This is a genomic window from Microvirga sp. RSM25 (genome assembly GCF_044784385.1).
GTDB lineage: Bacteria > Pseudomonadota > Alphaproteobacteria > Rhizobiales > Beijerinckiaceae > Microvirga > Microvirga tunisiensis.
This window is the reverse complement of the sequence record NZ_CP173039.1, coordinates 2,844,756-2,870,703: the sequence shown is the minus strand read 5'-3', so window position 1 is coordinate 2,870,703 and position 25,948 is coordinate 2,844,756. Positions and strand designations below refer to the sequence as shown.

The 25,948-nt window shown below is 61.6% G+C and carries 20 protein-coding genes; 5 read left to right on the top strand and 15 right to left on the bottom strand.

Annotation, left to right across the window (positions count from 1 at the left end; all coding sequences use genetic code 11):
* Nucleotides 1-47: 47 nt before the first annotated feature.
* The 4 genes from ACD578_RS13610 to ACD578_RS13595 all read right to left on the bottom strand — a co-directional run bounded on the left by ACD578_RS13610 (nt 48) and on the right by ACD578_RS13595 (nt 4,657).
* The gene (locus tag ACD578_RS13610) at nt 48-2,009 is read right to left on the bottom strand and encodes a CHASE2 domain-containing protein (RefSeq protein ID WP_404285739.1); all 1,962 of its coding nucleotides are present in this window, start codon (nt 2,007-2,009) and stop codon (nt 48-50) included.
* Nucleotides 1,924-2,481 (bottom strand): FecR domain-containing protein, encoded by a 558-nt coding sequence (locus ACD578_RS13605; RefSeq protein ID WP_404285737.1) that lies wholly within the window; start codon nt 2,479-2,481, stop codon nt 1,924-1,926. Before ACD578_RS13605 ends, ACD578_RS13610 begins: the two co-directional genes overlap by 86 nt.
* A 166-nt stretch (nt 2,482-2,647) precedes the next feature.
* The gene (tam, locus tag ACD578_RS13600) at nt 2,648-3,421 is read right to left on the bottom strand and encodes a trans-aconitate 2-methyltransferase (RefSeq protein WP_404285735.1); all 774 of its coding nucleotides are present in this window, start codon (nt 3,419-3,421) and stop codon (nt 2,648-2,650) included.
* Between the two features lie 66 nt (nt 3,422-3,487).
* Nucleotides 3,488-4,657 carry an adenylate/guanylate cyclase domain-containing protein gene (locus tag ACD578_RS13595; protein WP_404285733.1) on the bottom strand — a complete coding sequence of 390 codons (1,170 nt, stop codon included), beginning with the start codon at nt 4,655-4,657 and terminating at the stop codon, nt 3,488-3,490.
* Between the two features lie 193 nt (nt 4,658-4,850).
* On the opposite strand from ACD578_RS13595, the gene ACD578_RS13590 reads away from it, so the two are divergent.
* Together ACD578_RS13590 and ACD578_RS13585 are read left to right on the top strand one after the other, a co-directional pair.
* Entirely contained in the window at nt 4,851-6,239 is a 1,389-nt protein-coding gene (locus tag ACD578_RS13590) for a dipeptidase (RefSeq protein ID WP_404285731.1), read from the top strand.
* Nucleotides 6,240-6,422: 183 nt separating this feature from the next.
* The gene (locus tag ACD578_RS13585) at nt 6,423-7,247 is read left to right on the top strand and encodes a DUF2189 domain-containing protein (RefSeq protein ID WP_404285729.1); all 825 of its coding nucleotides are present in this window, start codon (nt 6,423-6,425) and stop codon (nt 7,245-7,247) included.
* Between the two features lie 57 nt (nt 7,248-7,304).
* On the opposite strand, the gene ACD578_RS13580 is transcribed toward ACD578_RS13585, so the two are convergent.
* Genes ACD578_RS13580 through ACD578_RS13560 form a run of 5 tightly spaced genes read right to left on the bottom strand, consistent with a single transcriptional unit; the run spans nt 7,305 to nt 11,727 of the window.
* On the bottom strand, nt 7,305-7,640 hold the full coding sequence (locus tag ACD578_RS13580) for a cytochrome C oxidase subunit IV family protein (RefSeq protein ID WP_404285727.1): 336 nt from the start codon (nt 7,638-7,640) through the stop codon (nt 7,305-7,307).
* Nucleotides 7,641-7,650: 10 nt separating this feature from the next.
* Complete coding sequence (locus tag ACD578_RS13575) at nt 7,651-8,373, bottom strand: heme-copper oxidase subunit III family protein (protein WP_404285725.1); 723 nt, start codon at nt 8,371-8,373, stop codon at nt 7,651-7,653.
* A gap of 14 nt (nt 8,374-8,387) precedes the next feature.
* Nucleotides 8,388-9,086, bottom strand: a complete 699-nt coding sequence (locus ACD578_RS13570; RefSeq protein ID WP_404285723.1) for a cytochrome c oxidase subunit 3 — start codon at nt 9,084-9,086, stop codon at nt 8,388-8,390.
* Entirely contained in the window at nt 9,079-10,860 is a 1,782-nt protein-coding gene (ctaD, locus tag ACD578_RS13565) for a cytochrome c oxidase subunit I (RefSeq protein WP_404285721.1), read from the bottom strand. Before ctaD ends, ACD578_RS13570 begins: the two co-directional genes overlap by 8 nt.
* A 60-nt stretch (nt 10,861-10,920) precedes the next feature.
* Entirely contained in the window at nt 10,921-11,727 is an 807-nt protein-coding gene (locus tag ACD578_RS13560; protein WP_404285719.1) for a cytochrome c oxidase subunit II, read from the bottom strand.
* Nucleotides 11,728-12,349: 622 nt separating this feature from the next.
* Between ACD578_RS13560 and ACD578_RS13555 the strand changes: the two genes are divergently transcribed.
* Nucleotides 12,350-14,329, top strand: a complete 1,980-nt coding sequence (locus tag ACD578_RS13555; RefSeq protein ID WP_404285717.1) for an autotransporter assembly complex family protein — start codon at nt 12,350-12,352, stop codon at nt 14,327-14,329.
* Nucleotides 14,329-18,630 carry a translocation/assembly module TamB domain-containing protein gene (locus tag ACD578_RS13550; protein WP_404285715.1) on the top strand — a complete coding sequence of 1,434 codons (4,302 nt, stop codon included), beginning with the start codon at nt 14,329-14,331 and terminating at the stop codon, nt 18,628-18,630. The genes ACD578_RS13555 and ACD578_RS13550 overlap by 1 nt, the downstream gene beginning before the upstream one ends.
* A gap of 44 nt (nt 18,631-18,674) precedes the next feature.
* Here ACD578_RS13550 and ACD578_RS13545 read toward each other — a convergent pair whose 3' ends face one another.
* The 5 genes from ACD578_RS13545 to ACD578_RS13525 form a co-directional block, all read right to left on the bottom strand.
* A complete protein-coding gene (locus ACD578_RS13545; protein ID WP_404285713.1) occupies nt 18,675-19,676 on the bottom strand; it encodes a Bug family tripartite tricarboxylate transporter substrate binding protein in 1,002 nt (333 codons plus the stop codon).
* Nucleotides 19,677-19,774: 98 nt separating this feature from the next.
* The gene (locus ACD578_RS13540) at nt 19,775-20,428 is read right to left on the bottom strand and encodes a methionine ABC transporter permease (RefSeq protein WP_152708830.1); all 654 of its coding nucleotides are present in this window, start codon (nt 20,426-20,428) and stop codon (nt 19,775-19,777) included.
* A 21-nt stretch (nt 20,429-20,449) separates the two neighbouring features.
* Nucleotides 20,450-21,763 carry an acyl-CoA dehydrogenase family protein gene (locus ACD578_RS13535; protein ID WP_404285710.1) on the bottom strand — a complete coding sequence of 438 codons (1,314 nt, stop codon included), beginning with the start codon at nt 21,761-21,763 and terminating at the stop codon, nt 20,450-20,452.
* A 30-nt stretch (nt 21,764-21,793) separates the two neighbouring features.
* A complete protein-coding gene (locus tag ACD578_RS13530) occupies nt 21,794-23,194 on the bottom strand; it encodes an LLM class flavin-dependent oxidoreductase (RefSeq protein WP_404285708.1) in 1,401 nt (466 codons plus the stop codon).
* A 31-nt stretch (nt 23,195-23,225) separates the two neighbouring features.
* Nucleotides 23,226-24,098, bottom strand: coding sequence for a MetQ/NlpA family ABC transporter substrate-binding protein (locus ACD578_RS13525; RefSeq protein ID WP_404285706.1), 873 nt, complete (start codon nt 24,096-24,098; stop codon nt 23,226-23,228).
* Between the two features lie 454 nt (nt 24,099-24,552).
* Between ACD578_RS13525 and ACD578_RS13520 the strand changes: the two genes are divergently transcribed.
* Nucleotides 24,553-25,008: an Lrp/AsnC family transcriptional regulator gene (locus tag ACD578_RS13520; RefSeq protein ID WP_404285704.1), complete on the top strand. Its 456-nt coding sequence runs from the start codon at nt 24,553-24,555 to the stop codon at nt 25,006-25,008.
* 199 nt (nt 25,009-25,207) lie between these two features.
* On the opposite strand, the gene ACD578_RS13515 is transcribed toward ACD578_RS13520, so the two are convergent.
* The gene (locus ACD578_RS13515; RefSeq protein WP_404285702.1) at nt 25,208-25,888 is read right to left on the bottom strand and encodes a GntR family transcriptional regulator; all 681 of its coding nucleotides are present in this window, start codon (nt 25,886-25,888) and stop codon (nt 25,208-25,210) included.
* Nucleotides 25,889-25,948: the final 60 nt, after the last annotated feature.

Below are 25,948 nucleotides of genomic sequence, written 5' to 3'. Positions count from 1 at the left end.
TTCGGCATGGGGAAGGCCTCTGGTGGATATCATCAGGGGCCTTCTCCTCAGGCCTTTGTGGATTGTCTCCTCCAGAACCAGACTTGCAGCGAACCCGCTCGACCGCGGATCGAAGTGGCAAGTGGCCCATCCATAACTCCAGATTCTAGGACCGAGCGTGCCGGGCCCGCCGCATGGTAGAGGGCATCGCTCAAAGCGACGCTGACATGGTGGGCCGCCGCCACTTCCATCAACCGACTCGCCACATTGACCGTATCGCCGGTCGCGGTGATGTGCTGGTGGCTGTCGCCTCCGAGCCGCGATGCGATGATCCTTCCGTAATGGGCGCCGATCTTGAAGCCGATGCGCGATGCGATCGGCTGCGGCAGAGTCGCTAGCCAACTCTCCATGCGCACGGTGAGAGCAACGCAGGCGGCCAGGGCATGCCCGGCATCCTGAGGAGAGGGATCTGGAAGGCCGAACAGGATCATCGCGCCATCTCCCATGAAGCTGGCGACAATTCCATGGTTCCGCACGGTTTCCTGATCGACGAGGGTGTGGAAGCTTCGAAGAACCTCGCGGGTGTTATCGAGGGGAAGGACTTCGGTCAGGCCCGTGAACCCCGACAGGTCGATGAAGATCAGCGCGGCCTGCTGGCGTACCGGTTTGATGAGAAAGTCCGGATCCTTCGTCAGCCGCTCGGTCAGGCTGGGAGGCTGAAAGCTCTGCAGGGTTCGGCTCTGCGCGCTCAGCCGATCTGCCCGGCTGCGATCGAGCCAGAGCCGCGCTGCTCCAAAGAGAACGACGGGTGGCGTTGCCGCCCAAAGCGGCAGAGCCGCGCTGAGCCAGATACCCTGCGTGAATGCCACGACAGTGACGCCGATCCATAGGGTGGCGATGCCGGCAATAAGTGCCAAGCCCCAGATGCTGCGATGCCAGGAGAGAAGCAGCACGAAAAGAACCGGCAGAATGACAGCCACGGTGGCATCGATGAGACGAACATGCCGGTCACGCACGAGGCCATCGCCTTCCATCAGATGAGCGATGGCGGTCGCCAAAACCTCGACACCCGGCAGTACAGGATCAAAGGGGCTCGGAAATGTGTCGCCACCGCCTGCCACCGTCGCGCCGACTACGATGACCTTGTCGCGAACCGCATCTTCCTCGACATTGCCGTTCAGGATCTGACCCGCGCTGATCGTGCGAACGGTGCCGCCGGGGCCATAAAAGCGAAGCGGTAGGGCGTATCCTCTCTCGGTGCTGGTCGATATGCCGCCTATATCGATGCCGTCCGAGTGAAGAACAGGGTCGCGGTTCATCGCAATGGAGGCGGCCCGCAGCGGAAAAGACGGTATAATCCGGCCGTCTGACCGCAGCAGAAGAGGAACATGGCGCGGAACGCCCGACGCATCCGTCGCAATGTTGACGACTCCAAGAGCTCCGGCACCAGTCAGTGATTCAAGCGGCAGAAGCAGGCTTTGGGCGACAGGAAGGCCCTCAGGGTTGTCGTCGGTCGATGCGAGCGCATGTTGCGTCGTGCGTCGGAACAGGCCCGCAGCGGCGAGAACGCTCGGCGCTCCACGAAGGGCTTCTGTGAGCGCACGATCGCCTTCCGCCGGGCCCGGATCGATGAACAGGATATCGAGCGCGATCGCCTTAGGCCTCATGTGTCCGAGTGCTGAAACAAGACGGGCCATCGTTGCCCTGGACAGAGGATAGGATCCTGTTTCGTGCACCGTCTCATCGTCGATGGCGACGATCGTGGTCGCATCCGGCGCTGGACGTGGTCCCTGGATCAGAAAGCGCAAATCGGCCAGGGGTGCTTCCACGCGGTCGAGGAAGGCTGCGCGGCCTTCCCGATACGACAGCGCGAGTCCGGCTCCCCAGAGACCGGCCAATGCTGCCGCGATCAGGGTAAAGGCGTAGCGCCGATCCATATTGACGTTATCGTCCGAAGCGCGCCAGGAGAGCAGACGCACGAGCGGCGGGCCACCGTCTGACGACCAGAGGCACCGTCCCCGGTTCCACATCGACGCCCTCTCCTGGACCGAGATTGACGCTGGCGGTTCCGCCGCTCACCCGCCTGACCGCTACACGCCCAGTTGCCACGAAAACAGCTGTCTTGCCTCCAGCGACATCGACGGCCCATTGCGTGCCGCGCACGGCTGCGATGGCCTGAGGGGTCAGGATCTCGAAGCCTTGCCTGCCGGATCGTGCCGGTGCATCGATGAAAATGGCGCGGTTCCGCAGGCTGACTGCGTCGGGCTGGCTATCCCCATTCCGATCGACGAGATTGTAGTCGGCTCCTGCCTCGGCCTCGATGGTCAGTCCGTCACGACAGCGCAGAACCTGCCTTTGTGGAACCGCCGCAGCCTGCAGCTCGCACCCGACATTCTGCGCCTCCGCCTCTCCAGGAAAAGGAAAGCAAGCAAGAAGGACAGGCAGAATGTACCCGATGGCCGCAAGGTCGATTGCCGGGCGGTCCGTCCGATCCCATGCCATGATGTAACTCCGCCGCCAAAGGACCGGCCGTCCTGTCGAAGGGCATAAAGATTTTGAAGGGTTATACTATGAAGCCCGTCGAAGTGCTAGAAGAACCAAGGCCGACCTTTCGGCGGACCAAACATGGATGCCCGAGAGACCTCGTGCTTTCCCATCGACCCTCGATCTATTTACGCTGTGCGATGAAGAAAAGGCGTGGAAAGCGCAGTAGAACCTTTCCGTCTTGTTGAACAGGATATGCTTCCGCGATTGCGGCTTGGTATCGACGTAGATACTCGGAACGCTCCTCAGTCGAGAGACGATCGAGATAGGGCTTCAGGCCAGTGCTCTTGAACCACTCGACGATAGCCTCGGCCCCATCGAGCGGATGAACATAGATCGTTTGCCAGATATCGACCGAGCATCCGGCCTGTAGCAGCCAGGCATAATAATCCTCAAAGGATCCGATCGTCTCTCTCGCCTTAGCGGCGGAAGACAGCTTTTCCGCCCAGGGTCCCTCTTGTGCAACCTGTCCCATGAGTCGATGGGAGTGTTCGTTCAGATTGTTCGGCATCTGAACGGCAAGACATCCTCCGTCATTCAAGAAGGAGACAAGGCGCTTGAGAAGATCGGGATGCCCGGGAAGCCATTGCAGGACGGCATTGGCGAAGATCAGATCGAAACGCTCCTCCGTCTGCCAGCTCGCGATATCAGTCTCACCGAAGTCCAGATCCGGCAAACGTGCTCGTGCCTTGGCAAGCATGTCGAGCGAATTGTCGAGCCCGAGGACCCGGGCTGTCGGATAGCGTTGGGCGATCAGCTCCGTGCTGTTTCCGGGACCGCATCCGATGTCGACGCAGTTCGTTGCTTCTTCCAGAGGCACACGGCTGAGCAGGTCGATGGATGGTCGGGTGCGCTCATCCTCGAACGTCAGGTATTGTCCCGCATTCCAATCCGCCAATGGAAAGCCCTCCTTGTTTGGTCCCGCATTGTTGCAAAGGATGAATGTGGCACGTACAGAAAAATCCTATTCGAGCAGAGAGAAAACCTGCTGAGGACGATCGATACCGCGCAAGTGATGGCGACCGAGATCGACAAAGGGCTGATCGAGCTCCTGGGCAAAGACCCGCGATACAATCACCTGTCGATCAAGCTGCTTTGCGAGATCCAGGAGCCTGCTTGCACGGTTTACAGCTGGGCCGATGACCGTAAAGTCGAGTCGGTGAGGAGCGCCCACATTGCCATAGGCAACCTCCCCAAAATGCAGGGAGAGGCCGTGCATCAAGGGTGCACGACCAAGGGATCTGCGGAGTTCGTTTCCGGCATTCGTTCTCAGACAAAACTCCTGGGCGGCTGCGAGGGCGCTCTGGCATGCGAACCTGCTGTTCTGCTCAGGAGAAGTTGGAAAGATCGCCAATACGGAGTCGCCGATGAACTTGAGCACCTCGCCGCCATGCGCCTCGACGACCTCCCCGATGATCCCGAACCAGGAATTCAGATCGGCCAGCACGTCCGGAATCGGTGAATGTTCCGACAATCGGGTAAATCCGCGAAGATCCGTGAACCAGATCGCCGCCTCGATGAGTTCCACCGCACCGCGATCCACACGGCCCTCGATGATACGCTGACCCGTCCGCGGGCCCACATAGGTGTCGAGCAGATCGATGGCGATCCGTCGCAGGACATGACGCTCCAAATAGGGACTCAGCATCTTCGCGGCGCGTGCGAGGCCGTCGATCGTGGTTTCATCGAATCCTTGCGCATTTCTCGTGGCAAAGGAGATGGCTGCGGTGCGGGTCTGATCCAGGAAGGGCAACGGATACATGACGTAGTCCGTCGCGCCGGATAGTCTCAGCTCCTCGAGCAGCGGCATCTCGGGGCAGGGCACGTCAAGTCTGCGGCGGAACGGCCTGTCCGTTTCATCTACGATGCGGGTCGGGCTGTTGAGATACGATGGCGACGATGCTGCCGTGGCGCGATCGGCTTCCCGCACGGAGAGGCTCTCGTTTATCCAGATGTGCTGCCAGCCACTGACCTCCGGATGCAGCACTTCCAAGCCGAGGGATGCGCGCCAGACGGGCCAGCCCGCCCGGACGGCCTCCCGGCAGAAGCCTGCAAACAGATCCTTCACATTTCCATGCGGCGCTCGATCGATCAGCCAGCGCCCGATCTCGTCAATCCGATCCATAACGCTCATACCTATCTCGCCCTGACGACCCATCTCACCATCCTGGCGGAATTCTGGCAAACGCTCGAGAGGAAGGATGCGCTTTCCTCGGACGTGATGATTCTCCTTTTGCCTGCGCGAGGGAGGCGGTAAAACGGCACGGCCCTGCCTTGAAAATCCGTTCTATCGCCATTCCTTCGCGGCGAGCAAAGAGGAACTTTCCGTGACAGACCATCTTCCTGCCGTTCTCGACCGTATCGATGCCGATCTGGACAAGAGCCTTGAGCGCCTCTTCGAATTCATCCGCATCCCCAGCATCTCGACAGACCCGGCCTATAAGGAAGAGTGCCGTCGGGCGGCGGAATGGCTCGCGGACGAACTGCGTGAGCTGGGCTTCGATGCTTCAGCCCGCATGACCGAGGGCCATCCCATGGTCGTCGGCCATCAGGTGCAGCCTGCCAAGGGGCCGCACGTTCTGTTCTACGGCCATTACGATGTGCAGCCTGTCGATCCCATCGAGCTGTGGAGCACGCCACCGTTCGAGCCGACCCTCGTAGAGGCACCCAACGGCGATACCTGGATCGTCGCGCGGGGCGCGTCGGACGACAAGGGTGCCTTGATGACTTTCATCGAAGCCTGCCGGGCTTGGCGGGCTGTGTCCGGCGAGTTGCCGATTCGCGTGTCAATTCTGCTCGAGGGTGAAGAGGAATCCGGTAGCCCGAGTCTCAAGCCTTTCCTGGAAGCCTATCGGGATGAATTGGTGGCGGACGTCGCCCTCGTCTGCGATACCGACATGTGGGACAACGACACGCCAGCCGTGACCACCATGCTGCGTGGTCTGGTGGGGGAGGAAGTCGAAATCACCTGCGCGAGCAGGGATCTTCATTCCGGCATGTTCGGTTCCGCGGCGCGCAACCCGATCCACGTTCTGACCGAGATCCTCGCGGCGCTGCGCGATGCCGAAGGGCGCATCACCTTGGCGGGTTTCTACGATGGGGTGCAGGAACTCCCCACCGCCGTAAAGGAGCAATGGAGCCGTCTGCCGTTCGACGAGGCCGGCTTTCTCGGGCAGGTCGGCCTAAGCATTCCGGCAGGCGAGAAGGGGCGCAGCGTGCTGGAGCAGATCTGGGCCCGGCCGACCTGCGAAATCAACGGGATTGTTGGCGGCTATACGGGCGAAGGCTTCAAGACGGTCATCCCGTCAAAGGCTTCCGCCAAGGTTTCTTTCCGCCTTGTGACAGGGCAGGATCCGGCCAAGGTTCGAGAGGCCTTCCGGTCCCATGTGCGGGCCCGCATTCCGGCGGATTGCACCGTGACGTTCAAGGAGCACGGTGGCAGCCCAGCGCTCAGCCTGCCGTTGGATGGGCCTTGGCTCAAGCCGACTCTCGACGCCCTCACGCAGGAGTGGGGTCGTGAAGCGGCGCTGGCGGGAACGGGTGGTTCCATTCCGATAGTCGGAGATTTCAAACGCCTGCTCAACATGGATGCGCTCATGGTGGGCTTCGCGCGCTTCGACAATCGCGTGCATTCGCCCAATGAGAAATACGATCTGTCAAGCTTCCATCATGGTATTCGCTCGTGGGCGCGGATCTTGGCAGCATTCGCACGCTGAGCACCTTTCGTAGGCTTGTTGTCCCCGGGTAGTCTCAGGAATGCATCCTGCTCTAATCCGGGGCGACAGCGAGATCGTTCCGGCGTATACTCAAGGCATAGGTTGCGGCTACGCGTGACCCGCTGGATGACGCACGCACCGCCGTGATCTCAACTGCCAAGGTTCAGCCCTGGAGGAGCGATTATGGCCAATTTTCATGTTGTTGCCGGCGCAAGCGAGGCTCCGGCACATCCGGTTGTCAGAAAGATTACGCCCGCTGATTTGAAAGAAGCCCTGGCAAAGGGGTTCGATGATTTTTGGGCTATGCCGTCACACCTGGTTTTCCTTGGTTTGATCTATCCTGTCGTCGGCGTTTGCCTTGCCGCGCTCACCTTCAGCAACAACGCACTACCGCTCCTCTATCCACTGGCCTCGGGTTTCGCGCTGATCGGTCCGTTCGCAGGCATCGGTCTTTATGAGATCAGTCGCAGGCGGGAGCTTGGCATGTCGACATCGTGGCAGGATGCATTCAACGTTCTGAAATCTCCCTCGATCCCCTCGATCGTCGCGCTCGGCGTTCTGCTGCTGGCTATCTTTTTGGTCTGGCTGACGACGGCTCGTTTACTCTACCAATCAATTTTCGGCTATGCGGTGCCCACATCGTATTCGGAGCTCATCAATCAGGTTCTCACGACGTCGGAGGGCATGCGATTGATCGTTCTGGGCAACATCCTCGGCTTCATCTTCGCCGTGGCCGTCCTGAGCATCAGCGTGATTTCGTTCCCGCTTCTCCTCGATCGGGACGTCGGCGCGGCCGTTGCCGTTTATACCTCGGTGAAGGCAGTAGCGATGAACCCGCTCACCATGGCGCTCTGGGGCCTCATCGTAGCGGCAGCGCTTCTTGTCGGATCTATTCCGCTCTTCGTCGGTCTTGCCATCGTGATGCCGGTGCTTGGGCACGCAACTTGGCATCTCTATCGCCGGGTCGTGGAGCCTCCGCACCCTGACGAGGCACATCCTGTGAGGTAACCGAAATTCCGGAGAGAATCTGGAGGCGGCCCGTCCATCGGGCCGCCTTCATGCTGTTCAGGAGCCAGATCCGAAGAATACGACCCTGGACAGGAGCGTGTAATCCGCCTCGAGCACCATGATCGCCACGAACACCAGAACGGCGCTCATCGGCACCAGAATGGCATAGACCAGCGAAAGGCGCTCCCACGCCATATGCATGAAGATGGCAACGATGAGACCCGCCTTCATCAGCATGAACAGGATGATGAGGGAATATCTGAGAAGACCCTGAACCTGGAAGTAATCGACGAAATACGAGCAGGTGCTCAAGACGAACAGCCAGGCCCAGACGACCAGGTAAAGCTTGATCGGGTGCTGCTGTCCCTGTGCATGTGCTGATGCCTGTGCCATGGCTGCTCTCTTACCAAAGGTAGAAGAAGGCGAAGATGAAAACCCAGACCAGATCGACGAAGTGCCAGTAGAGACCCATGATCTCGACAGCCTCGTACCGTCCCTTCCGGCTGGTGAAAAAGCCCCGCCTCTCGTGATCATAATCGCCTCGCCAGACCTTTCGCGCGGTAATGAGAAGGAACAGCACGCCGAAGCTCACATGGGTGCCGTGGAAGCCGGTGATCATGAAGAAGGATGAACCGAACTGAGCCGCGCCCCATGGATTGGCCCAGGGGCGGACGCCTTCGTGGATCAGCTTGGTCCATTCGAAGGCCTGCATGCCGACGAAGGTGGCGCCGAGAAGCGCCGTCAGCAGCATCAGGATGGCCGTTTTCTTGCGATTACGGCGGTAGCCGAAATTCACGGCCATCGCCATGGTTCCGCTGCTGCTGATCAGGACGAAGGTCATGATCGCGATCAGGATCAGGGGAAGCGTGACACCTCCGATGGTGAGGGCAAAGACCTCGCTCGGATTGGGCCACGGCACGGTCGTGGACATGCGCGCCGTCATGTAGGAGATCAGGAAGCAGCTGAAGACGAAGGTGTCGCTGAGGAGGAAGATCCACATCATGGCCTTGCCCCAGGACACATTCCTGAAGGCCTGCCGATCCGAGGAGAAGTCGGAAGCGACGCTGCGCAGGCCCGAGGCCTCGGTATAGGTCGTTCTTAAATCCGTCAGAGCCTGTTCCGCCATGCGCAGAACTCCTCCTATGTCAGCAGTTGCCGACAGATGTCCACGAATTGACCCGCCCAGCCCGTTAGCACGCTGAGGAAGACGAGCCAGATGAGCAGCAGGAAATGCCAGTATGTGGCGCAGAGCTCCACGGACAGCCACAGAGGCTCCGTGGTCGTCTCGCACCACGCCTTCTCGGTAGTCCTGCCCAGCGCCACCAAACCGCCGAGGAGATGAAGGCCGTGCACGCCGGTCAGGACATAGAAGAAGGCGTTGGCTGGATTGGCAGCCAGCAGGTAGCCTTCGCCGGTCAACTGCCGCCAAGCCAAAAGTTGACCTGAGAGAAAGGCCAGGGCCGAAATGCCTGCCGCAAGAAGGCCCATTCTCAGTTCAGGCATCTCTCCCCGCCCGACTGCCCTGTTTGCGCCATGCAGAGCAAGGCTGCTCAGGACGAGCATCGCGGTGTTGAGCCAGAGGATTGCCGGTATGGGCAATGTGCGCCAGTCGGGCAATTGCATGCGCATCGCGTAGGCGCTGAAGAAAAGCGCAAACAAGGAGCCGACGACGGCAAGAAAGATGCCAAGCCCGATCTTGGATGGAGGGGTGGCATTTGCTTCCGGCAAGACGCCTGTCGTTCCCTGTTCCAGCCAGGGCTTGGACGCCAGCCCCTGTCGCGAGAGCCACCAGGCGCCGATGATGGCCAGCACACTCAGGAACAGGAGGATGCTACCCATGGGAGGATCCTGGCACTATGCGCGTGATTCCGGGCTGGTTCTGCGGCAGGAAATCCTGATCGGCTCCCGGAACGCTGTAATCGTAGGCCCAGCGATAGACGACCGGCAGATCCTTGCCCCAGTTGCCGTGCGGGGGCGGCGTTTCCGGTGTCTGCCATTCCAGCGTGGTCGCCTGCCAAGGATTGCCGCCGGACGGCCTGCCGTGGCGCAGGCTCCAGAACAGATTGAAGACGAAGACCAGTTGCGTCGCGCCGACGATCAAGGCCACGATGGTGATGAAGGCATTGAGCGTATGGGCCGACGGCGGAACGAAGGACATGTCGGCGATGTCATGATACCGCCGCGGGATGCCCATCAGCCCCAGATAATGCATGGGAAAGAAGATCGCGTAGGCTCCGAGGAACGTAACCCAGAAATGGAGCTTGCCGAGCGTGTCGTTCAGCATGCGCCCGGTCACCTTCGGATACCAGTGATAGATCGCTCCGAAGATCACGAGGATTGGGGCTACGCCCATGACCATGTGGAAATGGGCGACCACGAACATGGTGTCCGAGAGGGGCACGTCCACCACCACGTTGCCGAGGAATAGGCCCGTGAGTCCCCCGTTCACGAAGGTCACGATGAAGGCGAGGGCGAACAGCATGGGAACGGTAAGGTGGATGTTGCCGCGCCAGAGCGTCAGGATCCAGTTATAGACCTTGATCGCCGTCGGAATGGCGATGATCAGCGTGGTCGTGGCGAAGAAGAACCCGAAATAGGGATTCATGCCGCTCACATACATGTGGTGGGCCCAGACAACGAAACTCAGGGCGCCGATGGCAAGCAGGGCCCAGACCATCATGCGGTAGCCAAAGATATTGCGTCGCGCATGGGTGCTGATCAGGTCCGAGACCATGCCGAAGGCGGGCAGCGCCACGATGTAGACTTCCGGATGCCCGAAGAACCAGAACAGATGCTGGAAGAGGAGGGGAGAACCGCCGTTGCGTTCCAGCGGCTGGCCCATCTCGACGATGGCCGGCATGAAGAAGCTGGTTCCGAAAATTCTGTCGAAGAGCATCATCACGGCGCCGACGAAGAGGGCAGGGAAGGCCAGCAAAGCCATGAAGCTCGCCGTGAAGATGCCCCATACGGTGAGAGGCATACGCATCAGCGTCATGCCGCGCGCGCGCGCCTGCAGCACCGTCACCACGTAGTTCAAGCCGCCCATGGTGAAGCCGATGATGAAGATCATTAGGGAGGCGAGCATCATAATGATGCCCCACTCCTGTCCCCCGGGCGTGCCTGACAGAATGGCCTGCGGTGGATAGAGCGTCCATCCGGCACCCGTGGGCCCTCCCGGTGCGAAAAAGCTCGCCACCAGAACCAGAACGGCGAGAAAATAGATCCAGAAGCTTAGCATGTTGACATAGGGAAACACCATGTCGCGCGCGCCGACCATCAGGGGAATGAGGTAGTTGCCGAAGCCTCCCAGGAACAAGGCGGTGAGCACATAGACCACCATCATCATGCCGTGCATGGTGATGAACTGGTAATAGGCATTGGCATCGATGAAGGCGAAGACGCCCGGAAAGCCGAGCTGCAACCGCATCAGCCAGGACAGCACGAGAGCGACCAGTCCGACTGAGAGAGCCACGAACGAATATTGAATCGCGATGACTTTCGCATCCTGGCTGAAGACGTACTTCGTTACCCAGCTATGAGGATGATAGAGTTCGACATCTTCGACATCGGCCGGTGCAACGGCTCCAGCCGGACCAAGTGGCACATCGACCATCAGGAGGCTCTCCTCGGTAGATTCCGTTTTCTCTCCGTCTAATGAGGCGCGAACGCCTCCTCAGTTGGCGGCAGGCGTGAGGCGCGCGAAGCTTAGCGCTGCCTGATCCTGCAGCCATGCCTGATAATCACTTTGTTCCTGAACCACGAGCTTTCCGCGCATCTGCGGATGACCGACGCCGCAGAGTTCTGCGCAGAGAACATCGAACGTTCCCGTTCGTGTCGGCGTGAACCAGATGTAGGAAACCTGGCCCGGCACCAGATCCATCTTGGCCCGCAACTCCGGCACATAGAAATTGTGGAGGACGTCGACCGAGCGCAGGAGTGCTTTGACCGGCTTGCCGATCGGCAGGTGCAATTCGCCGCCTTCAATAACGACATCGTCCTGCGATTTCGGATCCTCCCGGTTGATGCCGAGTGGGTTGTCCGGACTGATCAGGTGCGCGTCCGAGGTGGCGAGTTGGCCATCCGCTCCGGGCAAGCGGAAGCTCCATTGCCATTGCTGCCCAAAAACTTCGATGTCGGTCGCATCTTCCGGAACCGTGATGAACTGTCGCCAGACGAACAGTCCGGGCGTCAGCATGGCGGCAACGCCGATGCCTGTGACTACGGTCAGCCACCATTCGAGCCTCTTGTTCTCAGGCTCGTAGTGTGCCTGTCGGCCGGCTTGATGGCGGAACCGATAGACGCAATAGGCCATGAAGAGCACGACGGCGACGAAGACCGCTCCAGTGATCCAGAAGGTGATGATGATCGTGTTGTCGATGTAGTGCCAGTTCGAAGCAATTGGTGTCCACCACCAAGGACTGACAAGGTGGAATACGACCGAGCCAACGGCCACCAGAACGAGTATGAACGCTACAGCCATTCCTCACCCAATCCTTGCCATGAGAGGCCTTGGACATGAAGCAGAAGGCAATAACTCTTGCACGCCATTACATTGTTTTTGGTCGGGAAACTCTACATGAGGATTCAACCAAAACAAATTTGTAAGCACTATTGGCTTGATATTGGCCGCTCTACATCGGAGCACTTTGAAATAAGCCAACAGCTGGATCGAAAATTACACCCGGCGGAACGGTTGGTCAATGAGCCTTGGCTATCGGGCGCCGGAGGGGCATAGATTAACATCGTTCTTTTGGGGGAGATAACAAGTTCTCATTTCCGCCACATTTGGCAGATTCGAGCAACTGGCAATCGATGGGATTTCAGAGAAGGATAGAATGTTATTGGCTTGCTGGCAGTGGTGCTTGAGAAGTCCCCGTTATCTTGGATCTTCGATGTCTTCTATTGGATGTATATTTTCCTCGCTGCCACCTGTGATCTTTCATCAACTATCAACCCAAAATCGAATGGTCAGGGTTTTGCCGTTGGGGAAACTGTGATTAGGTGCCTCTCGATAGACTGAGCTGGTCTGGATCCGGGCGCATCGACTGGGCGAGATCGGCTGTGAGGCCAAGGAATATTGGTCCGTTTTGATCGGGGAGAGCGTGCCTCAATTGCGGTGGCTGAGTAACAAACGACGGATCGTATTCCCCGTTCTAGTTGGCGTTCTGTTCAGTGGATTGCCGATCGCGCCTGCCGTCGCTCTCGATCTCTTCGGTTGGCTCCGTGGGAGTAGCGATGCGCCACCGCCCCCAAGCCCGCAGGCCCTGCCTTATTCCCTCGAAATCGTGGTGGGCACGGACAACAGCGACCTGAAGCAAACCCTGAAGGACGCGTCGACCCTTCAAAGCCTGCAATCCGATCCGCCGCCCGATGCCGCGGCTCTCATCAGTCGGGCACAGGCTGACCTGCCTCGTTTGATCGATGCGCTCTGGGGTGCCGGGTACTACAATGCTCGTATCACCATCAACGTCGCCGGCGTTCCGATGGTGTTGCAGGCGCCCCGCACGGATGCTGCTACCCGGGCAGCCTCGGGCTATCTCGCACGCGCGCTCGTTCCCGTTCAGATCATCGCGGATCCAGGTCCGCAATTTGCGTTGAGGGATGTGGCAGTTCTGGATGCGAGGACGGGACGTCCCTTCCCACCGGGCGAGCTTCCGCCCCGGGTCGTGCAGATCAAGCCGGGAGACCCGGCCCGTTCCGCCGATATCGTTGCCGCCGAAGCGCGGATCGTCGATTATTTCCGGTCCCAATCGCGCCCCTTCGCCAAGATCCGGCGGCAGGACCCTGTGGTGATCCATCCGGCTCAAGTGATGGACGTGAGCCTTGCCGTCGATCCCGGGCCGCGGGCGGGAATCGGAGCCATTTCGATCCAGGGGGCGGAGAATGTCGATCCGGCCGTGGTGCGTTCCTTCATCTACACGGAGCCGGGCGATCCCTATTCGCCAGCGGAACTTGCCTCCATGCGCAAGTCGATCTCCCAGATCGAGGCTTTGTCATCCGTGCGCATCCGCGAAGGTGAGGCCCTGGATGCCTACGGAAACCTGCCTCTTTTCGTGGAGCTGACAGAACGCCCGCAGCGGGTCGTCGGAGCCTCGGTCCAATATTCCACGACTGACGGACCGGCGGTGCGGGCATACTGGGCGCATCGGAACCTGTTCGGCGGCGCCGAGCGGCTGAGGTTTGAGGGCAGCATCTTTTATCTCACCGAGGATGGCGGTCAGCCCGACCGGAATCAGGATTTCACGTGGGACAACCTCGGAGGTCGGTTCCGCGCGAGCTTCCTCAAGCCTGCTCTCTGGGGGACACGCAACGATTGGCTGATCGACGGCCTCGCCGAACGCGACAGGACGGAAGGCTATACGAGCCGCCTCGTCAACGCGACCACCGGCATCCGCCACCGCTTCAGCGACAAGTTCTCGATTCAGGGCGGCATCGAGTACGAGAAAGGGCAGGCAACGGACGTCCTCGGTCAGATCGACTACACCCTCGTCGGCCTGCCGGTCTCCCTCAGCTACGACTCGACCGACAATCTCCTCAATCCTACGCAGGGCATGCGGGTGATCGCCTCTGTGGCCCCTTACCCGGAATTCCTTGGTTCATCCGTGCCGATGACCGTCGCGAGGGGAACGGCCTCCGCGTACTACTCTCTCGACGAGGAGGCCCGCTACATCCTCGCCGGCCGCATCGGCTTGGGGTCGATCGTCGGCGCAGAACTGGATGAAATCCCGGCCAATCGGCGTTTCTACGCCGGCGGCGGCGGTTCGGTGCGCGGCTACCGCTACCGGACGCTTGGTCCGACCTTCCTCGGTGAGCCGATCGGGGGCCGGAGCCTGCTCGAAGCGTCGCTCGAGGCGCGCATCAAGATCACCAATACCATCGGTATCGTGCCCTTCGTCGATGCCGGCACCGCCTTTGAATCGAGCTTCCCGGATTTCGACGAGGACATCCGCGTCGCGGCAGGTCTCGGCCTACGCTATTACACGTCCATCGGCCCCATTCGCTTGGATGTCGCGATCCCGGTCAATCCGGGACCCGGCGATCCGTCCTACGCCATTTATGTCGGAATCGGGCAGGCCTTCTGATGATCAAGCCAATCCGCTCCCTCGCCCTTATCTCGATCATCATCGCCCTGACGGTTGCAGCCGTCTGGCTGATGGCCGGACGCCCGAGCCAGGCACAGAGTGACCAAGGCGTTCTGGCCAATCTGATTTCGCGCCTCCTGTCGACGCCGACTACGCGCGTAACCATCGGCAGCATCGAGGGTGCGCTCTCCTCAAATGCCGTCATCCGGGACATCCGCATTGCCGACCGGGATGGCGTGTGGCTCAATCTCGATCGAGCCCGCCTCGTCTGGAGCCGCACGGCGCTGCTGCGCGGGCGCCTTCAGGTCGACGAACTCACCATCGACCGCCTTCAGGTTCTGCGCAGGCCGTTGCCCGCCGAGGAGGATGCGCCTGTCTCCGATGAGCCAATCCTGCCCGAACTGCCGGTGCGGGTCATCGTGGATCGCTTCGCCCTGCAGGAACTCACCCTTGGTGCGCCGGTGCTCGGCACGCAGGCACAGCTCTCGGCGGCAGGTTCGGCCCAGCTTGGCGATCCGTCCGAAGGGCTCGATCTGAACTTCCAGGCGCAGCGCCTGGATGCGCCCGGGCGGCTTTCGATCGACCTCACCTACGTTCCACAGTCGAACCGTCTCGCCCTCGACCTCACCCATCAGGAACCTGCGGGCGGCATTGCCGCTCGGCTGATGAATCTGCCCGGACTTCCGCCCGTCGATCTGAAGCTCGCTGGCCAGGGACCCATGAATGACTTCGCAGCGCGGCTCGATTTCACTGCCGGACCGACGATTGGTGCTTCGGGGACGGCGACCGTCAAGCGCGCCACGGCCGGTTATGATGTGAATCTGGATCTCGCCGCGCGTGTCGAGGGATTGCTGCCGGCACCGGCCGCGCCAGTCTTCAGCGGGACCACTCAGCTCGTCGGCCATGTGACCGTCGGCGATGACAGCAGCCTGCGCTTCCAGCCGGTGCGCATCACATCGAATGTCGCACGCTTCGATATGACCGGAACCGTCAGCTCCGGCCAGGTTCTCGATCTGACGCTCAACGCCCGCGCCTTGCCGACCGATGGTGCGAAAACGCGCGCAGGGGAGGCGGAGATCGCCCGGCTCAATTTCGACGGAACCGTGCAGGGTCCGTTGACGGCGCCGCGCATCAACGGCTTGCTCGATGCCGCCGAGGTCAGGCTCCCGCAGGGCACCCTGGACACGCTGACGGCCCGTGTGACCATGAATCCGGTGGACGGCGCATCGCCTCCCAACCAATTCTCCTTTGCCGTCGATGCAGGTGCTGGAGGGATCCGGCCTGCGGACCGGGCGCTCGCCCGGGCGATTGGAACGACCCTTTCGGTCACGGCGCGTGGTTCCTTCGATCTGGATGGTGTCGCGAACGTGGAGACGGCGCGCATCGAGACCTCCACGGCGCGGGCAGGCTTCACGGGACGGGTGGGAAGCACCATTCTCGATGGCGCGCTCGATGCCAACATCCCGGCGCTGGCATCCTTCTCAGGCGTCGCGGGCCGGCCGCTGCAGGGTTCTGCAACTCTGACGGCGCGATTGTCAGGCAATCCTCGTCGGTACGACATGGCGGCTGTCGTCGACGCCCGGTTGCGGGAACTTTCGACGGGAACGCCGGGCGTCGACGGTCTCCTGGGGCGCTCGGTCACAGCTACGGGCACGATGCGCCGCATCCCCAATGGTTTCGCTTTTGAGAATTTCCAGGTTGATGGGGCACATCTCGCTGCCCGTGTCGATGGGCGTGCCACGCAATCCGCGGCTGATCTGGGCCTCGACATCACCATCGACGAGTTGAGGCAAGTGGATCAGCGAGTGACCGCCGGCCGGGCGAGTGTCATGGCTCGTCTTGCAGGTTCGCTCGAACGGCCGGACGTGCGGGGTGTTGCAACGCTCACCGACGTGCGAGCCCTCAATCGATCCATCCCGCGCCTTGCGATCAGTCTCGACGCCAAGGACGTCACGGGTGCGCTCGATGCCGCTTTGATGCTCGATGGGCAGGTGGACGGGAAGCCCGCAACGGGCTCCCTTCATCTCGCAAAGCCTCCAGAGGGCGGGTGGCTCCTGGACCGGCTCGACATCGATATCGGATCCGTCGGATTGAATGGAAATCTCCGTCTGGGTGCCGACAATCTGGCCCAGGGCGAGATCTCCCTGTCCGGCAGCAACTTCGACGATCTCTCTCCGCTCGTGCTGACGAAGCTCGATGGCGCGCTTGATGCGGTTGTTTCGCTCGATGCGAGTGGTGGCGGTCAGAATGCCACGATTACGGCACGAGGCGCACGCTTTGCCGTGGCGGATGCGTCGGTGAGGAATTTCGATGCGAAACTCACCGTTCAGGATCTTTATCGCCGTCCCATGATCGACGGTAACGTCTCTGCCGAGGCGCTAACGGCTGGTGGCCAGACCTACAGAACCGTGCGGTTCGTGGCCGATGGAACGCCGGATGCCTCGCGCTTTACGGCGTCTGCCGTCGGGCAGGGGTTCAACCTCGACGCACAGGGACGCCTCGTCCCTGGCGATGCAACACGGATCGAGCTTGCGAGCTTCACCGCACGCCGCGGCGGCAGGCGTCTGGCTCTGGCCCAACCCGCAGCCATCATCCTTCAGAACGGTGCCGTCACCCTGTCCGATCTTGTGATCGCGGCGGATCAGGGCCGTATCGCGATTTCCGGCACGGTTTCCGACAGACTCGATCTCTCCGTCGACGTGCGCAGCCTGCCGCTTCAGGTCGCCGACATCGTGGTGCCCAATCTCGGTCTGGCCGGCACGGTCAACGGAAATGCTTCCATTGGCGGAACAATGGAAGCTCCTACCGGAAACTACCGCGTCAACGTATCAAGCCTTGCCACGGCAGAGACCCGTCGGGCCGGCCTGCCGGCGCTCAACATCGAGGCGCAGGGGCGTCTTGCCGATCAGCGGGCCAGCATCGATGCGAGGATTGCCATCGGGCGTGGCGGAACTGTGCAGGTTTCGGGAAGTGTTCCCCTCGATCCGGCCGAGGAACTGGCGCTCAGGGTGGCGGGGCGCACCGATCTTGCCGTCGCCAATTCCTTCCTGTCCGCATCTGGTCAACGTCTGACAGGTGCTGCCAATCTCGATGTGTCAATTGCCGGAACATTCTCGAACCCGCGCATCGAGGGTTCCGTGACCCTTGCCAACGGCAGCTTCGTCGACTCGCTCCAGGGCGTCCAGCTGAACGGCATTGCCGGGCGCTTCGTGGCGCGCGGGCAGGTGCTTTCCATCGAGAACTTGACGGCGCAGACACCGAGCGGTGGCTCACTGGCCGCCCGAGGCCAGGTGACGATCGATCCTGCGGCGGGGCTGCCCGGCGAGATCCGCATCACGGGCAACCGCGCACAGCTCGTCTCCAACGAGACCGTCGAGGCCAGCGCCGACCTGGATCTGACCGTCTCGGGCCCGCTTCTGAGCAGGCCGCGGGCTGCGGGCCGCATCAACATCATCTCGATGAACGTTTCCGTGCCTGACCGGCTGCCCACCACCTTGAGACCGCTCCCGGGAACCAGGCATGTGCGGCCGACGCCGACCGCTGCCGCGCGGCTCGCTCTCGCGCAGCGGCGGCAATCCGCTTCTGCGAGAGGCACACCTTTCCGCGCCGAACTCGATCTGACGCTGACGGCGCAGAACCGCATCTTCGTGCGCGGGCGCGGCATCAACGCGGAACTCGGCGGCGATCTGCGGCTCCAGGGCACGAGCCAGGACCCCATCGCCATCGGCGCCTTCGAACTCCGGCGCGGCCGCTTCGATCTTCTGGGCCAGAGGCTCGAGTTCGTGCGTGGACGACTGGACTTCACCGGCGATCTCACGCCATCCCTCGACTTCCTGGCGGAGACGCAGGCGGGAGACGTCACTGCCCGCATCGGTGTCACGGGTCCGGCCTCCAGCCCGGAATTCACGTTCAGCTCCGAACCGTACCTGCCTCAGGACGAGGTCCTCTCCCGCATCCTGTTCCAGAGGCCGTCGGGCGGGCTGTCCGCGGGGCAGGCCCTGCAGCTCGCGCAGGCCGTGGCGCAGCTCTCCGGCGGGTCCGGCAACGACGCGTTCGAGCAACTGCGCCGTTCGCTCGGTGTCGACAGCCTCGACATCACCGTCGGGGCTGGCGGCGGGCCTGGCGTGGGCGTCTCGCGCTATATCAGCGACAATGTGCGGGTTGGCGTGAAAGCCGGCGCTCTGCCCGAGGAGAGCGGCGTGACGGTCGATGTCGATCTGACACGGCGGCTCAAGGCCCAGGGCGAGATCAATGCCGAAGGCGGCAGTTCCGTCGGGCTTGGGTTCGAGTTGGAGTATTAAGCGAAATGTGAGGGGCGGTTTCAGGGCGCCCCTCCTGGTCAGGATTAATCGACTTTGGCGCCCGAGGCTTTCACGACCTTCGCCCATTTCTCATACTCGGACTTCACATAAGCCATGAGTTCGTCCGGGCGCATCGATTGGATCTCACCACCAAGGTCTGCAAAACGCTTCTGCAGTTCCGGCGTCTCCAGGGCCTTGCGGACTTCCTGGTTCAGCTTGGAGGTGATTTCAGGCGGCGTGCCCTTCGGGGCGAACAGGGCAAACCAGCTCGATGCCTCGAAGCCGGGCAGGCCTGCCTCGGCGAGGGTCGGCTTATCCGGGATGGCGGGTGAGCGCTTGGATGACGTGACCGCGAGCGCGCGCAGATTGCCGCTGCGGACCTGCTCGATGGAGGAGGGCAGGTTGTCGAACATCACGTCCACCTGGCCGCCGATCAGATCGTTTACCGCCGGTCCGCTGCCACGGTAGGGAACGTGGGGCATCTCGATGCCGGTCATCTGCTTGAAGAGCTCGCCTGACAGGTGGATGGAGGTGCCGTTGCCGGAGGACGCCATCGTCATCTTGCCGGGCGTCGCCTTCGCCTCGGCGATGAACTCCTGAACCGTGGTGGCCTTCACTTTTTTGGGACTCACCACCATCAGGTTCGGCACTCCGGCCACGTAGGCGACCGGGGCGAAATCGGTGAGCGCATCATACGGCATCTTGGTATAGAGGCTCGGATTGATGGCATGGGTGCCCACGGTGCCCATCACGAGGGTGTAGCCATCCGGATCGGCCTTGGCGACCGCATCGGTCCCGATATTGCCGCCCGCTCCGCCGCGGTTCTCGATGACGAATTGCTGCCCGAGGGATTGCGACAGCTTCTCGCCGACAAGGCGGGCAAAGATGTCGGTGGTGCCGCCTGGCGTGAACGGCACGATGAGACGCACCGGCCGGGAGGGATAGGTGGCCTGCTGGGAGAGCACGGCTCCGGATACCAGGCAGGCCGAAGCACTCAAGGCAACGCCGAGCACGTGCCGACGCGTGAGGCTGGAGAGGAATGGCATTGCGGCTCCCTATAGGGTTGATATCGTTGCCGCACCGGGTTCCGGTGCGGCAACCACCATGAGAGCGCAACGTCCTGCTCGAGGCAACGGCTTTCCGGTCAGCGCCGGTCGAAGCGGCTTGCGATGAGGTCCCCCGTAGACTGGACCACCGTGACGATGACGATCAGGACGGCGATGACGCTGACCATGACCGTGGTGTCGAAGCGCTGATAGCCGTAGCGCATGGCAAGATCGCCCAGTCCGCCGGCACCCACGGCCCCTGCCATGGCCGAGGAACCGATCATCGACACCAATGTGATGGTGAAGCCCCGGATGATGCCTGGCAGAGCTTCCGGCAAAAGCACATGGACAATGATCTGCCAGCGGCTCGCGCCCATGGCCTGTGCTGCCTCGACGAGGCCATGATCTACTTCGCGCAGGCTGACTTCAGCGATGCGGGCGAAGAACGGTGTTGCCGCGATGCTCAACGGTACGACCGCGGCCCAGAGCCCGATCGATGTGCCGACGATCAGGCGCGTGAACGGGATGAGGGCGACCAGAAGGATGATGAAGGGCGTCGAGCGGAAGCCGTTGATGACGCTGCCTAAGACCCGGTTGAGACGGGGCATCTCGTAGATGCCCCCGATGCTGGTGGTGACGAGAACGACGGCGAGGGGAATCCCGGCCGCGAAAGCGACCAGACCCGCTGTGCCGACCATGATCAGGCTCTCGAGGAATGCATCCCAGAACATCGGGAGGAAGTTTGTGGGCATGGCTGATGATCCCGTCTCTGGTTATGGATTACGCGCCGAAACGTCGGCGGCGTTCTTCGCCTGGGCTTCGCTCTGGATGACGGCCTGGAGAACGCCGACGGGTGGGGTGCCATTCAGCCAGTAATCGCCGATGGCACGCTCGCGCTGAATGGCGGGATTGTGGGATGCCAGCGTGCGGGCATTGCGCCAGTAGCGGTCGAGGCGCCGCGTCTCGCTTACGGCGGATGCGCCGCCGATCTCGAAGAGCAAGGTCGTCGCTTCGAGCACCTGCTCGATCACGATCTGCTGCGCCTGATAGGCCTTGATGTTCGCTGACGTATGAAGCTCCGTCGCGTCCTGGCCATTGAGAGTGGTCTGGTAGGAGTTCTCAATCGCATCGGCGACACCTTCCACCAGCGTGTCCGCCGTGAAGGAGAGGCTCGCGAGACGTCCGATCACGCTCTGAACGAGCGGGTCATGGCGCGGGCTGGACTTGCCGGGAACCGCGAAGGTCCTGGTCTTGGCCCGGGTAAACTCGATGGCGTCCTTCAGGACAGCCCGCGCAATGCCCGCGAGGGCGGCCAGGTGGAACAGTTGGTAATACGCGATGATGTAGGATGTCTTGGGCGGCTGTTCGACGGAGACCCGGCGCAGGATCTGATCCGCCCCGATCTCGACCCGGTTGAAACGTGTCGTGCCGCTGCCGGTCAGGCGTTGGCCGAAGCCGTCCCAATCGTCTTCGATCTCGACACCCGGAGCCGTCGTCGGCAGGACGAGGGAGACATACTCCGTTCCCTCCAGGGCGACCGCGACGATCCACGTCGCATAGATCGTCCCGGTGCTGTAGAACTTATACCCATCGAGAAGCCAGTGATCGCCGTCCTTCGTGAGGGTGACGGTCGTCTCGGTGCCTTCCGTCTTCTCGGCCATGGCGGCGCCGAAGAGGGCGCCGTCGACGATGAGGGAAAACCATCGCTGGCGGTCGGCCTCGTCCCGGCCGTTGAGCCGCTCCTCGACGAAGGCGAAATGAGCGCGGAAGATCTGGGGCAGGTTGGAATCGGCCTCGCCCAGCTCGATGAGAAGCCGGAACGCCTGGGGCAGGCTGGCGCCGAGGCCGCCATAAGCCTGCGGAATGCGCAGAGCGCCAAAGCCCGCTTCGCGCAGCCAGGTCACTGCCTCGAAGGCCAAGGCGCGCGACTGCTCCCGTGCAATGGCTCCCTCGGCGATCCTTGCGAAAATCGGCCGGAAGCGCTGCGCCAGCTCGTCATAGGAGATCGGCGGGGACGCAAACCGGTGCAGGGCGCTGGCAGGTCCGACATGCGGGTCTGGTGCAAAAAGGATCGTGGCGGCAGACATCGTTGCTTCCGTTCGAATGGAGAGAGGGGATCAGGCGATTTTTCTGGCGGGAGCAGGCTGCACCGCGTTCGAACGATAACGAGCCCCCCAGTGCTCGGAGGGAAGACGGCTGCGGCCCTCGCCGAACAGCTTTTCGCGCAGGGTGCCGTCGGCATAATCGGCCTTGAACAGGCCCCGCTCCTGGAGCGCCGGCACGACCAGATCGACGAAGTCGGCCAGGCTTTCCGGGGCCACCGTGCGGGGCAGGTTGATGCCGTCGATATCGGCGGTCTCGACCCAAGAGGCGATGTGGTCGGCGATCTGCTCCGGCGTGCCGACGAACGGCTTTTGCCGGCTTCCCAGGATCATCTGATCGATCAGCTTGCGAACCGTCCAGACCGTGCCGGCACTCCGCGTGGTGATGGCCTCCAGGGTCGAGTTGTTGGCATTGTTCTTCTCATACTGGATCGGCTCATCGAGATCGTATTTCGAGAAGTCCACGCCCGATGAGCTCGAGAAATGCGCCAGAGCTCCTTCCACGCTTGCGTGCCGGCGATACTCCTCCAGCTTGTCCTGAGCCTCCTTCTCCGTGCGGCCGACCACGAGGCTCATGCCGACAAAGACCTTCACGTCATGAGGGCTGCGGCCGTAGCTCGCCGCCCGGGCGCGGATGTCGGCGATGATGTCACGGGCGACATTCGGGTTGGGCCCCCCGGTGAACACGCATTCGGCATGTTTGGCTGCAAACTCCCGTCCGCGGGTCGACGATCCGGCCTGATACAGAACGGGGGTGCGCTGAGGAGACGGTTCGCTCAGGTGAACGGCGTCGATCTGATAATAGGGCCCGTCGTGCTTGATCGACCTGACCTTCTCGGGACGCGCATAGATGCCTTGGGCGCGGTCGCGGATGACGGCATCGTCGTCCCAGCTGCCTTCCCAGAGCTTGTAGAGAACATCGAGATAGTCGTCCGCGATGTCATAGCGGTGATCGTGGTCGAGCTGTTCGGAAAGCCCCATGCCGCGCGCCGCACTGTCGAGATAGCCGGTGACGATGTTCCAGCCGATGCGGCCCTTGGTCAGATGATCGAGCGTCGACATGCGGCGGGCATGAAGATAGGGCTGCTCGTATGTCGTGTTGACGGTGACGCCGAAACCCAGATGCTTCGTGGCATGCGCCATGGCCGGCACGAGGAGCATCGGGTCGTTGACGGGAACCTGCGCACCGGCGGCGATGGCCGCCTCCGGCCCTCCCTTGTAGACATCGTAGACGCCCACGATGTCGGCGAGGAAGATGCCGTCGAGCTTGCCCCGCTCGGCGATCTTCGCGAGGTTCACCCAATAGTCCAGGCTCGTATAGGACGAGGACTGATCGCGCGGGTGGGTCCACATCCCGTGATTGATGTGGCCCACGCAGTTCATGTCGAAGGCATAGATGTTGATCTTCTTGGTCATTGTCTCACCCGGCTCGATCGTCAGCTGATATTCAGTTCGTCGGATTGGTGTCGGATCTCGGCGCGGGCTCCCACGCCGGAACGGTCATGTCGCCGAAGTGCTTCTTGAGGATGGCTTTGACCTCGGGTGAGTTCTGATAGATGGACACGAACTTGTTGATCCGCGGATCCTTCGCATCTTCAGGGCGGACGACCCATTGGATGGCGAAGCGCTTCTGGACGTCGTCGAAGATCAGGGCCGAGTTCGGGTCGATATCGAATTGCTTGAGGGTCGCCGGATAGCCCTGTCCGAGATCCACGTCATCGAGCGCCGTCGGCAATTGCTGGGCGATGAGCTCGGTGATCTTGATGTTCTTCGGGTTCGAGACGATGTCGGCGACCGTCGCCTTGTATTCCAAGCCTTCCCTGAGCTTGATCAGACCGATCCGCTCGAGAAGAACGAGCCCTCTTCCGCCGTTCACCGGGTCGTTGGCGATGGCGACCTTTGCGCCATTGGGAAGATCCGCGACGTTCTTGTACTTCTTCGAGTAGAGGCCGACCTTCGACATCGTGCCGACGCCGATGGAGACGAAATCATAGCCTCGCGCCTTCTTGGCATCTTCCAGGAAGGGGATGTGCTGGAAGTAGTTGGCGTCGATGTCCTTGTTGGCGAGCGCCGCATTGGGCGTGATCCAGTCGGTGAATTCGATCACCTTCACGTCGAGGCCCTGCTCCTTGGCCTCCTTGGCGGCCTGATGAACGGCATCGGCCGAGAGACCGGAATTGATGCCGATCCTCAAGGGCGACGCGGCCTGAGCCGCGCCTGGAACGAGCGCCCAGGTGGATGCGGCGAGAAACGCCAGGACCGCAAAGGATTTGGAGCTTGATCGACGGCGGCTCCATTCAGACAGAAACTTAATCGGCATCGGACGGTCCCTTATGTTTAACGGAAGTATAGGCTTGCGTTTCCTGTCTCCGGATCGGACAAACAACAGGATGAGTGGTCGTCATCTTGGGAGATGACGAGTTTTGACAGCTTTGAAGATCTGCGTTTTGGACGGCAGATGCTTCGTTTGCTTCCACCCCCGGCACATGCTGCGCTTCGGAGACTTGTAGGAATGGTGCCTAGAGGACGGGCCCGGGTCAATTAGATTGTTCTTTTTTTAGAACGTGGAGGTGAAGAAAAAACTTCTTCCTTACTGGAAGGTGGCAGCAATAAATTTCCTGCGACAGCTCTGATTTTCTCTCAGCCCAGCTTCTCAAGAGATATGGGCGCTAAGGGCAGGTTACCTTTCGGCATGGCTGAGGGGACTGGTCGGCTTGACCTCGTTCTATATAAAGAACATAACAGGTGAAGCGAAACGCTGCGCAGGTCTGCTGATGGATGCAATTGATGCCAAGATCTTAGGGTTCCTGCAGGAGGATGCGAGCATCTCTGTGGCGGAGCTCGCCCAAAGGGTGAACCTGTCTCAGACGCCGTGCTGGAAGCGGATCCAGCGGCTGGAGGCGTCCGGGGTCATCAAAAGGCGGGTGGCCCTCGTCGATCCGGAGAAGGTCGGCCTCAGCCTGACGGCTTTCGTGGCCGTGGAGGCCCACGATCATTCCGAGGCCTGGATGCGGCAGTTCGCGGATTTCGTCACGACGATCCCCGAGGTCATGGAAATCTACCGGATGGCCGGCGACGTGGACTACATCCTGCGTGTCGTCGTGCCCGATATGGCGGCCTACGACCTTTTCTATAAGCAGCTCGTCAAGGCGATCCCGCTCAAGAACGTCACATCGAGGTTCGCGATGGAGCGCATCAAGTCGACGACGGCGTTCGCGTTGCGGGCCTGAGGGGGAAGGGTACCAACCCATCCTGAGTTTCTGGCTGAAGTCAGAAAGCCAGGGTTCAACCATCCTGTGTGAATAAATAGTGGCGTCATGGCCGGGCCTGTCTCGGCCATCCCGATGCCGTAAAGCGCGTCGCTTCGCCAGGCGAGATCACCGGCACAAGGCCGGTGATGACGAAAAAGGTGAATGCCCGGTCGTCCCCTTAAGAACTGAACAGCTCCGGATGCTCGATCTCGACCCGGGGCAGGGCGCGCAGGATCTCCGTGAGATGCCGGCGCATCGCCTCGGCGGCCGCCTCCTCGTCGCGGGCATCGATGGCGGCCATGATGGCACGGTGCTGATCGATCAGCGGCAGCATCGCCTCCGGTCCGGGGAGGGTGAGTTGACATACCCGATCCATGTGGGCCTTGATGTCCTGAACGGCCTCCCAAGCCAGGGGGCACCCGGCGCCCTCGGCCAGCGCGATATGGAAAAGCTCATCGTAACGCTGGAAGGCATCGTGGTCGTCCCGCCGGGCGGCCTGATCCTGCATCGCCAGGAGATCGTTGATCCGCTCACGGCTCTGCTGGTCGAAGGACGAGCAGGCGCGGCGCACGACCGCCGTCTCGATCGCCTCCCTGACGAACCGGGCCTCCATCATCTTCCGCACTGAGATCTTGACCACCGTGGTGCCGCGCTGCGGCTGGATTTCCACCAGACGCGTTCGCGCCAGGCCGATCAGCGCCTCCCGAACCGGCTGCCGTGAAACCCCGTGGCGCTCGGCAATATCCTGCTCCGAGAGCCGGCTCCCCGGCGGAAGCTCCAAGGCGATGATCAGGCGGCGCAACTCGCTCTCGATGCGCTGGGCGGCTGAGCCATGGCCGACAGGGAAGGGCGTGTTCACGGCGATCTCATTCTTTTGGCGGGTTGCGTAACATATAAGTGCATACTACCATACAATCGT

What these genes read in the sequence shown, in the direction of transcription:
- ACD578_RS13540 (WP_152708830.1), bottom strand. Translation starts at nt 20,428, where the DNA reads ATGCCCACAAACTTCCTCCCGATGTTCTGGGATGCATTCCTCGAGAGC.
- ACD578_RS13595 (WP_404285733.1), bottom strand. Translation starts at nt 4,657, where the DNA reads ATGAGCGTTATGGATCGGATTGACGAGATCGGGCGCTGGCTGATCGAT.
- ACD578_RS13550 (WP_404285715.1), top strand. Translation starts at nt 14,329, where the DNA reads ATGATCAAGCCAATCCGCTCCCTCGCCCTTATCTCGATCATCATCGCC.
- ACD578_RS13545 (WP_404285713.1), bottom strand. Translation starts at nt 19,676, where the DNA reads ATGCCATTCCTCTCCAGCCTCACGCGTCGGCACGTGCTCGGCGTTGCC.
- ACD578_RS13525 (WP_404285706.1), bottom strand. Translation starts at nt 24,098, where the DNA reads ATGCCGATTAAGTTTCTGTCTGAATGGAGCCGCCGTCGATCAAGCTCC.
- ACD578_RS13560 (WP_404285719.1), bottom strand. Translation starts at nt 11,727, where the DNA reads ATGGCTGTAGCGTTCATACTCGTTCTGGTGGCCGTTGGCTCGGTCGTA.
- ACD578_RS13575 (WP_404285725.1), bottom strand. Translation starts at nt 8,373, where the DNA reads ATGGCGGAACAGGCTCTGACGGATTTAAGAACGACCTATACCGAGGCC.
- ACD578_RS13535 (WP_404285710.1), bottom strand. Translation starts at nt 21,763, where the DNA reads ATGTCTGCCGCCACGATCCTTTTTGCACCAGACCCGCATGTCGGACCT.
- ACD578_RS13605 (WP_404285737.1), bottom strand. Translation starts at nt 2,481, where the DNA reads ATGGCATGGGATCGGACGGACCGCCCGGCAATCGACCTTGCGGCCATC.
- ACD578_RS13530 (WP_404285708.1), bottom strand. Translation starts at nt 23,194, where the DNA reads ATGACCAAGAAGATCAACATCTATGCCTTCGACATGAACTGCGTGGGC.
- ACD578_RS13520 (WP_404285704.1), top strand. Translation starts at nt 24,553, where the DNA reads ATGGATGCAATTGATGCCAAGATCTTAGGGTTCCTGCAGGAGGATGCG.
- ACD578_RS13580 (WP_404285727.1), bottom strand. Translation starts at nt 7,640, where the DNA reads ATGGCACAGGCATCAGCACATGCACAGGGACAGCAGCACCCGATCAAG.
- ACD578_RS13570 (WP_404285723.1), bottom strand. Translation starts at nt 9,086, where the DNA reads ATGGGTAGCATCCTCCTGTTCCTGAGTGTGCTGGCCATCATCGGCGCC.
- ACD578_RS13585 (WP_404285729.1), top strand. Translation starts at nt 6,423, where the DNA reads ATGGCCAATTTTCATGTTGTTGCCGGCGCAAGCGAGGCTCCGGCACAT.
- ctaD (WP_404285721.1), bottom strand. Translation starts at nt 10,860, where the DNA reads ATGGTCGATGTGCCACTTGGTCCGGCTGGAGCCGTTGCACCGGCCGAT.
- ACD578_RS13610 (WP_404285739.1), bottom strand. Translation starts at nt 2,009, where the DNA reads ATGTGGAACCGGGGACGGTGCCTCTGGTCGTCAGACGGTGGCCCGCCG.